This is a genomic window from Gammaproteobacteria bacterium (assembly GCA_013001575.1).
In the GTDB taxonomy this organism is placed as follows: Bacteria; Pseudomonadota; Gammaproteobacteria; order Steroidobacterales; family JABDMI01; genus JABDMI01.
Genome location: JABDMI010000098.1, coordinates 1 through 8,464, shown reverse-complemented (window position 1 = coordinate 8,464; position 8,464 = coordinate 1). Strand labels below are relative to the sequence as shown.

Annotated in this window: 8 protein-coding genes; 4 read left to right on the top strand and 4 right to left on the bottom strand. The window is 50.6% G+C overall.

Going from position 1 to position 8,464, the window contains the following annotated elements; translation table 11 throughout:
• The 3 genes from HKN88_08160 to HKN88_08150 form a co-directional block, all read right to left on the bottom strand.
• Positions 1-968 (bottom strand): alanine--glyoxylate aminotransferase family protein (locus HKN88_08160; protein NNC98033.1); only part of this gene is annotated, 968 nt, incomplete at its 3' end.
• A gap of 108 nt (positions 969-1,076) precedes the next feature.
• The gene (locus HKN88_08155) at positions 1,077-2,870 is read right to left on the bottom strand and encodes a hypothetical protein (GenBank protein ID NNC98032.1); all 1,794 of its coding nucleotides are present in this window, start codon (positions 2,868-2,870) and stop codon (positions 1,077-1,079) included.
• Positions 2,871-3,032: 162 nt separating this feature from the next.
• Complete coding sequence (locus HKN88_08150; protein ID NNC98031.1) at positions 3,033-4,082, bottom strand: DUF2333 family protein; 1,050 nt, start codon at positions 4,080-4,082, stop codon at positions 3,033-3,035.
• 153 nt (positions 4,083-4,235) lie between these two features.
• Here HKN88_08150 and HKN88_08145 point away from each other — a divergent pair, with 153 nt between their 5' ends.
• Both HKN88_08145 and HKN88_08140 read left to right on the top strand, forming a co-directional pair.
• Entirely contained in the window at positions 4,236-4,592 is a 357-nt protein-coding gene (locus HKN88_08145) for a DUF2845 domain-containing protein (GenBank protein NNC98030.1), read from the top strand.
• 56 nt (positions 4,593-4,648) lie between these two features.
• A complete protein-coding gene (locus HKN88_08140; GenBank protein NNC98029.1) occupies positions 4,649-4,996 on the top strand; it encodes an MGMT family protein in 348 nt (115 codons plus the stop codon).
• 30 nt (positions 4,997-5,026) lie between these two features.
• Here HKN88_08140 and HKN88_08135 read toward each other — a convergent pair whose 3' ends face one another.
• A complete protein-coding gene (locus HKN88_08135) occupies positions 5,027-5,956 on the bottom strand; it encodes a DMT family transporter (GenBank protein ID NNC98028.1) in 930 nt (309 codons plus the stop codon).
• Positions 5,957-6,043: 87 nt separating this feature from the next.
• Here HKN88_08135 and HKN88_08130 point away from each other — a divergent pair, with 87 nt between their 5' ends.
• Together HKN88_08130 and HKN88_08125 are read left to right on the top strand one after the other, a co-directional pair.
• A complete protein-coding gene (locus HKN88_08130) occupies positions 6,044-7,579 on the top strand; it encodes a hypothetical protein (GenBank protein ID NNC98027.1) in 1,536 nt (511 codons plus the stop codon).
• On the top strand, positions 7,503-8,464 hold a 962-nt coding region (locus tag HKN88_08125; protein ID NNC98026.1), incomplete at its 3' end, for a GTP-binding protein. The genes HKN88_08130 and HKN88_08125, both read left to right, overlap by 77 nt.

The following is an 8,464-nucleotide window of genomic DNA, read 5'->3' as shown; positions in this document are numbered from 1 at the left end:
ACACCGGCTGGAACTTTCACGGCATTGAGTTGATTCAAGCGTGCGCCATCTTGGCCGATGTATTCAAAGCCCAGATCTTCCAGTCCCGATCTCAATAACATGTGCATATCACGATGCCGTTGCCAGGCATTGTCCAAGCCTTCTTCGTGCAACATGACCAGTGATTCATGCAAGGCGTATAAAGCATTGACCGGCGCGGTGTGGTGATAACTACGTTTTCCACCGGTCGAATTCGAATGGCCCCAATAGCCCATGATCAGGCTCATGTCCAAGAACCAGCTTTGCACCGGCGTTTTTCGATTAGCGATGACATCAACCGCTTTTTGGGAAAACGACACTGGCGAAATTCCCGGTAAGCAGGACAAACATTTTTGTGAGCCGGAATAAATGGCATCAATACCCCAGTCATCTACACGTAATTCCGAACCGCCAAATGAGGTCACGGCGTCAACCAGACTTAGACAATCGTATTGATCAGCCAGAGCACACAAGGTTTTGGCATCGGATAAGGCACCGGTTGAGGTTTCCGCGTGCACAAAAGCGAGAATTTTGGCATCAGGATTGGCTTTAAGGGCGTCCTCAACTTTTTCCGGATCCACCGGGTCACCCCATGCGTCATCCACCATCACAGCCGTTGCACCACAGCGTTCGACATTGTGGCGCATGCGCTCACCAAACACGCCATTGCGGCACACAATAACCTTGTCGCCCGCTTCGAGCAGATTTACAAAACAGGCTTCCATGCCAGCCGAACCCGGCGCCGAGATCGGCATGCTCAATGCATTCTCGGTTAAAAATGCTTTTTGCAACATGAGCTTCACTTCATCCATCATACGAATGAATTCAGGATCGAGATGACCGATGGTGGGTCGTGCGCTGGCTTCCAGAACGCGTGGATGCACATCGGAAGGACCGGGGCCCATGAGTGTGCGGACGGGTGGATGAAAGGATCGGATCGCTGATGACATAAGGGGCTCAATGCTGAAGTGGATGAAAGGCCCGTATTTTAGGCGATTGTCCGACCTTGTGTCGTACGTTTAAACGACACTTTTCTGTTTTTTTAAATGCTTGTGCGGCTACAAGATCGTACTGCAGCTAGACGCCTCGTTGATCTTGGCTTGTGGCACCAGGGTGGTTTGGGTAACCGGTAAGAATTCATAGGTTTTGGTGGTGCCGCGTTTGTCGGTGTACACAGAAACATTCGATTTGACCCGTGCGTTACCGGAAATATTCCATCCGGCCAGGTCCTGGCCATTACGCAGTCCGGCACGGTACGCGCCCGAGGCCACTTTGAGGCCGGTAATGCGTTTATCTTCTTCACTGCGGTCGAGGTCAAAGCCCGGGTCAAAATCCCCCATGGCCTCCTTGTACAAGCTCAGGCAAGGACTCAGCATGTCGAGACTGAGATCAACCGTCTGCCCACGTTGCACAACCGCACGAATATGTTTGCCCATGTCTTTGCCAACGCGATTTTGCAGATTGAACAACAAACTCCGGTTTGATGCGGCGGTATGACTGGTGGTGCCGTCACTGTGTTCAAGCATTTTCTGGATCATGTCACGTAAACGTCCATCCGAAACCAGACGCATACGCTGGTCGACCAGCATGGCAATTAAAAAGCCGCGTTGATAGGGCACGCGTTCGATATTACGATCGTGCCAAAAACCGTGTGCAATCGACACATTGTCGATATTGCGTTTTGGATTAAGCCAGTAATTCCGTAAAAATCCGTTCAGCATGGCCACGTAATTTTCCAGGGTGATGAGACGGCGTTGATACAGCACATGCAAACTGAAATAGTCGGTAAAGCCCTCGGTGAACCAGTAGCCCAGGGCTTCGGGGTCTTCACTGGTTTTGAGTTCATGCCCGATCCACTGATGCATCATTTCATGCGCCAGCACGAAACCAATGGTGGTATTGGGCTCATCAAAGTCGGTTTGCATCAGCTTTGCAGCAGGGTTGGCAAACATTGCAAAACTGTTGTGCAAACTGGTGCCGCCAATGGAAATGCCATCGAGACCTTTGTCCACTTCAACCAGGCTGATCAAAAATGGTTCGGCGTCGGGATTCACCGCTTCACCAAAAAACTCGCGTTCACTTTGCACAATTTGTCGTGACAGACTGGCAAATTCCTCGTCACTGAATAACCAGTCCGATTTTTGCATGGCAACTCTCACGATGCCATACGGGGTTAGCGTTTCATGCAAGTGAATGTCTCCGGCCAGAAAGACCGAGCTTAACAAGGCACTTTTACTCAGTACTTCGTATTTATTCTGTTGCGGGTTGGCCGCTACGGCTTGGGCCGTACGCCAGTTGAGAGCTTCAAAATCCTGCCATTGCACGTTCACGTTAACCAGATCGGTCATACCATCCTCGGGCAAGACCAGGAATAAATGTCCGACCGCATGAAACAGATTTTTATTTAATATCGCCCGGTACTGGGTATTTGAACTATCGGCATTGCGATTGGCTGGAATGTAATAATGCAATTCAATCCATTGCCCGGGGTTGGTGTTAATGCGCCAGCGTTTTTGTCCCTGCGGTTTCAGATAAATCTGTTCGCCGCTGTCTAGGTAGGCTTTGATGTATTGAAACGTCTGGTCATTGGAAGTACCGGCCCATTGTTGTTGGGCGGATACCGTGGTGGTGTTGCCAGAGATCGCCTGAAAACGCACAACCACACCAATCGGGCCACCAGCCTGCAAGGGTGCCGTAAAACGGATCTGCAAAGGGCGTGGCGTTATGCGGTATTTATTGTCCGGCAGATGTTCGTGCAGGCGATCCATGCTGTGGGCCGAAACGCTTGAAGGCATACTTGTTACACAAGCCAGTGCTAAGAGTAAAAAGAATGCATTCAGGGTTTTTTTCATTGGCCACACGGTTTGGTTGATTGCCTCATTAATTACGACCCGAATTTTTGTTACAAGTTCGGATGCCACAAGTTCGGATACTATTCAGACCGAGTGAATTGTAATGAATATTACACACTAAAAAGCCCCGCGTTGCGGGGCTTGGCAAGACCTTGGCAATATTTAACCCTGATCCAGTAATTCACGTAAATTGATCACCGCCGAATTCGCGCGTGACAGATACGAGGCCATGACTAATGAATGATTGGCGGTAAAACCGTAACCGCCGCCGTTCAAGATCACCGGACTGCGGATTGGATCCAGACTGGCCTCCAGTTCGCGAATGATCTGGCGAAGACTCACGGTGGCATTCTTGTCGTCCAATACATCGGCGAAATCAAATTCGGCCGCGCGCAAGAAATGCAACAATGCCCAGGCGGTTCCGCGAGCTTCAAAGAAAACGTCATCGATCTCCATCCACGGCGTTTTGACCGCCAGACTGTCTGGACGCGGGGTGGAAGAACTGGCGGTCTTGTCACCGGCCAGATCGGTGTTGACCCGTTCCTGACCTACACTGGCCGAGAGGCGGGCGGATAAACTGCCCAGACGTTTTTCCACCACGATCAACCATTCCCGCAGATTGTCGGCACGTGCATAGAATTGCCCGTCTTGTGCATTGTCATCGGCCAAACGCTCGCGATATTTTGTTAAGGCCTTAATGGCGTCTTGATATTCGCCTTCGGCGCGCGGGATCAGCCAACTGGTGTGATCAATATTCAAGGCTGGCTCGGCCTTGGCGAGATCCTTATCTTCCGTGGATTGCGATTGTGAACGCGAATAATCATTGCGCATGATCTTGACCAGGTCACGCACCGAAACCAGGGCACCGTATTCAAAATTCGGGATGTTGTCGAGAAACACGCCCGGTGGCATTTTGTCATTGGAAAGAAAACCGCCCGACTTGTTCAATAAAGCGTCGGTGACCTTGATCACGGTGTCGGTTGTGGAATAGCCGGTCACCACAGGCTGATCATCAATTTCAGACGTCACCCAAAACACATCGGGTTCGCGTGACCACCAGAACATAATAATGAACGTGATAATGAGAAGGATCAGCACGACCCCTGTGGTTCCCTTGAACCAGTTCTTGAGAGAGCCAAAGCGCTCTCCGTCGACGTTCGAACTTGAGAAAAAGCCTGTAACATCGCTGATCTTTTCAGCCAGCCATTGCATGGGTTGTGCCATAGCAAATTATCCATTGAGTGTGTGGTAATCGGGTATTCTAACGCTCAAACTGATCGATAGCGTGATCTATATCAATCTTTTGAGGGCTTAAATTTTATGTATATTCAGCTTTAATTCAGTCGCTTGTACTACAATTAGCCTGTGAAAAAGCCATTCTTACTCCTGTTTGTCCTGCTTGCACTGGGTCTGCTTAGCCAGCCCTTGTATGCCTCCTCGTACATGCGGTGCAGTGACCGAATCATTAAAAAGAATGATCATATCTCCAAGATCGAGCGATTTTGCCGAGCGCCGGACTCCTATATTTCCGATACCGGTTACAAAACCGTTTCGCGTTACAGTCGCCTCTACCGATCCTATTTTTACGAAGAAGTGCCGGTCTTGTACGAAGAAATGCTGTTCAACTTCGGACCCAATAAATTCATGCGCCTGGTGAAACTCGAGAACGGCCGGGTTGTGCATGTAGAGACCTTGGGATACGGCTATATCGATAAATCTTGATCGGATATATTGACGAGATATATTTCACGCTTTACCAGCAATGTTAAAATCATTGCATGCGAAAACCATCCACCGCTTTCCAACAACGCTTTGACCCCAAGATCTGGGAGATCGTGAAAAACATTCCGCCCGGTCAGGTCATGTCGTATGGCATGATCGCCGAACGCGCAGGCTATCCGAAACACTCGCGTATGGTGAGTCCGGCGATGACGCGTTGTCCGGAAGCGCTTCCCTGGTTTCGGGTGGTGCGCTCCGATCACACGCTCGCCTTTGAGGTCGGAACCAAATATTATAAAAAACAGGCGCGCTTGTTACGCAAAGAAGGCGTGACCATCAAAGGTCGAAAAGTATTTCCGGTACAAACAGAGGACGATCTGGACGCCTTACTCTGGGCGCCGAAATAATTTGCGCAATCTCGAATAATTCCAATCCAATTATGTCGACACTTTTTTCTGCCCCGCCAATGCGGTGATCGCAGAACCCGTCACAACGATCAAAGCCCCACAGTAACCGAGTAAATTCAGGTTTTCCGAGGCCAGGCGCTCTGGAAACCACCAATGGATCAGTTCCACAAAGCCCAGAGTGAGCAGCGGAACAAGCGTTAAAACCGCACTGATGCGACTGGCTTCCCAATGATCCAGGGCTTCGGCAAAACCCCCATAGGCGAAGATGGAATTCAAACAGGCAAAAGCCAGTAAGGCCCAACCCAGCGCATCGAGTGATTCAACACTGGCCACATCGGCCGTGGGAATCAGAACCAAGGCAGAACCCAGATACACCCAGAATAAAATGCTTTCCGAGCGTAACTCTTTGAGTAATTGTTTTTGTATTAATGCGTATATGGACCACACGATGGCAGCCACGATCATGATCACCACTCCGATACTGTAGTCGTCCATTTTGGAGAACAAATCTTGCAAACGCTGGTTCATGAACAACAACATTCCGGCAACCAATACGATCAAGCCCACAAACTGGGTGCGGTTAAAAGATTCGCCAAAAACCAATACGCCGCCGGTGAGCAAAAAGACCGGCGCCAGCTGGATGACCACCTGGGCCACACCGGGTGAGATGAAATCCAGACTGATCAGATAGAACACAAAATTTCCGGTTAATGCGAGGGTTGCGATGGCTATCAGTAATCCGGTTTTGCCCTTGAGCTTTCGCCAGTCTGGGAATTGACCTTTTAGGGCGAGAATGCAGCCGAGAATCACAGCCGCCACCAACATGCGATACCAGGTGATGCTGTAGGGATCCATGTAGACCAGTAACATCTTGAGTGCAATCGCCAAGGTACCCCACATCAGTGCGGTCATCAGAGAAAGCGCGAGTCCGTATTTCCAGCGTCCGGAAGTTTGATGCATGTGAAATTCTTTTTTCGTGAGGCAAGTGCGTCTGGGGCCGCTATTGTAGTCGATTTGTCCGGCTGGCAATTGAGATACAATAGTCAAATGTTTAAACAATTTAAAACATTCAAATGGTTACTCGTGATCTTGGCGATATTGCTGTGCGTGGTGACCCTGAATGTGATTTTGAATTTGGCCGAGGGCAGCTTGTCCTTGTGGGAGCGCTTGCAAACTGCGCCGATCTGGCTAACCGCACCTTTTGTAATTTTGTCCGTCGCACTGGTCGGTTTCACGCTGTGGTTTATCTGGTCGCTACTAGGTCCACGAAAAAAACCTCAAGCGCCTGAGGTTGCAGCGCCGGTCAGCGCGGAATCGGTGGCACAAAAATACCGCGAAGCCGAGGCCAAAGGCATTGATGTCAACGAAGCCTTTGCGGCTTTGGAGCAATGGCGTGAAGAAAAACAATCGGGCGAAATTATCGTCGCATTCCTTGGCAACATCAGTGTGGGTAAAAGCAGTTTGATCAAGGCCATGTTGCCAAATGTGGAACAAGCCGAAGACATTGCCGTAGACGTGTTGGGCGGTTCCACCCGCGCCACCAAAAAATTCGTTTGGCACAGTGCTGCGGGCGATCAACTCATTCTGGAAGACGTACCCGGCTTGCAGGAAGTGACCGCTCCCGATGTCGCTCCACTGGATAAACTGGCATTAGAGGCCGCACAACGCGCTCATGTTTGTGTGTTTGTGACCGAAGGCGACATCACCAAAACCGAACACGCGGCTCTCCGTGCGATGTTGGAACTGAACAAGCCGACCATTCTGGTATTAAACAAAGCCGACCGCTTTCAAGCGCATGAACTGGCAGAGGTCAGCCAAAAGTTATCCGCTTACGTCAGCGAGATCGTGCAGGATCTTTCCCTCAAACTTGAAGTGCCTGTGGTAACCACCATTTCCGGTGGTGAGGAAATCGTGGAAGTGCAGCAACAAGACGGCAGTGTGTTGCAGCAAAGTCGTGCGCGCCAGAGTGATACCCAAAAACTGGTGGAGGCCATTCAAGCCACCATTGATACCCACGCTGGCTGGTTGGAGTCCCTGCGCGACAGTGCCGTATTTGTTTTGGTTGATCGAAAACTGGATAAGGCCGAAACCCGCTTCAAACAAGAACAAGCCGAAAAGATTGTAAAAACCTACACCAAACGCGCGATCTTCGGTGCCATGGCCGCGGTGGCGCCCGGCAGTGATCTATTGATCCAGGGCTATCTTGGCAAACAAATGGTGAATGAGATCTCTGCGGTGTATGACATCGAGGCCCGCAAGGTGGATGTGCAAACCTTCCTGGAACTGGTCGAGCAGCATTTACAAAAAGCCTTGCCGGTAGTGTTGGCCATTGCCGGTAACGGTTTAAAAGCCTTTCCGGGCATCGGCACCATCACTGGCGGCATTGCCCACGCCGGCGCCTACGGTTTGATCTTTGATGCTCTGGGTCGCAGCCTGAGTGCCAGCATGGCCGTGCGCGGCACCTTGAGTCCGGCACCCGCCGCCACACAATTTAAGGATTATCTGAATGAAAATCTGGCCCTGGGAACGCGGCGCTTTGCGCAACTGGTTCTCGAAGCAAGAAAAGAAAACCGTTCAGACTGATCCCGGTTTCCCTGACCGCGCAACTCGCGGTTCAACTGGCGATTCAACTGGCGGTTCTACTGGCGGTTCTACTGGCGGTTCTACTGGCGGTGCAAACGACACCCAAGCGCATGAGGTGCAAAACAGTTTGCGTGAACTCCTGCACGACAGCAGTGTGCCAGACGAGGTGCGCGCCGCATTAGAAAACGAGTTCGACGAACTCAGAGCCTTACTCAAGAAGATCGAACAGGAAGAGATTCATATTGTGGTGTTCGGGCGAGTCAGTGTGGGTAAATCGTCTTTGTTGAATGCCTTAATGGGTGAAAACCATTTTGCCGTGAGCCCCTTGCATGGCGAGACCAAACAAAAACAGCAACAAGAGTGGCAGGATCGACCACTGGCCGAACACCAGACCGGCGGGGTGCACTTTATTGATACCCCGGGCATTGACGAAGTGGATGGCGACACGCGCGAATGGATCGCGCGTAAGGCTGCACAACGCGCCGACATAATCTTGTTTGTGGTGGATAGTGACCTGACCCAGACCGAGTTTCAGGCCTTGCAAAGTTTGAAACAATTCTCACAACCGATGTTATTAATACTCAACAAGGCCGATCAATACTCCGAACAAGAGCAGACGCGTTTGTTAAAGCATCTCAAACAACGCGTGCAAGGACTGGTCGATCCCGAACATGTATTGGCGACGTCAGCACGCAGTGTCGAGAAAAAAATTCTGCTTGAACAGGCCGATGGCTCGTATCTGGAGCAAGAAAAAATTCTAACGCCTGAAGTGAACGAGCTCAAAGACCACATCTGGCATATTGTCGAACATGAAGGACGTACTTTGGCGGCCTTGAATGCCAGTTTGTTTGCCAGCGATCTTAGTGATGATGTGGGTAAACAGGT

Coding starts and splice junctions, on each gene's coding strand:
- HKN88_08130 (NNC98027.1), top strand. CDS start 6,044: ATGTTTAAACAATTTAAAACATTCAAATGGTTACTCGTGATCTTGGCG.
- HKN88_08135 (NNC98028.1), bottom strand. CDS start 5,956: ATGCATCAAACTTCCGGACGCTGGAAATACGGACTCGCGCTTTCTCTG.
- HKN88_08140 (NNC98029.1), top strand. CDS start 4,649: ATGCGAAAACCATCCACCGCTTTCCAACAACGCTTTGACCCCAAGATC.
- HKN88_08155 (NNC98032.1), bottom strand. CDS start 2,870: ATGAAAAAAACCCTGAATGCATTCTTTTTACTCTTAGCACTGGCTTGT.
- HKN88_08150 (NNC98031.1), bottom strand. CDS start 4,082: ATGCAATGGCTGGCTGAAAAGATCAGCGATGTTACAGGCTTTTTCTCA.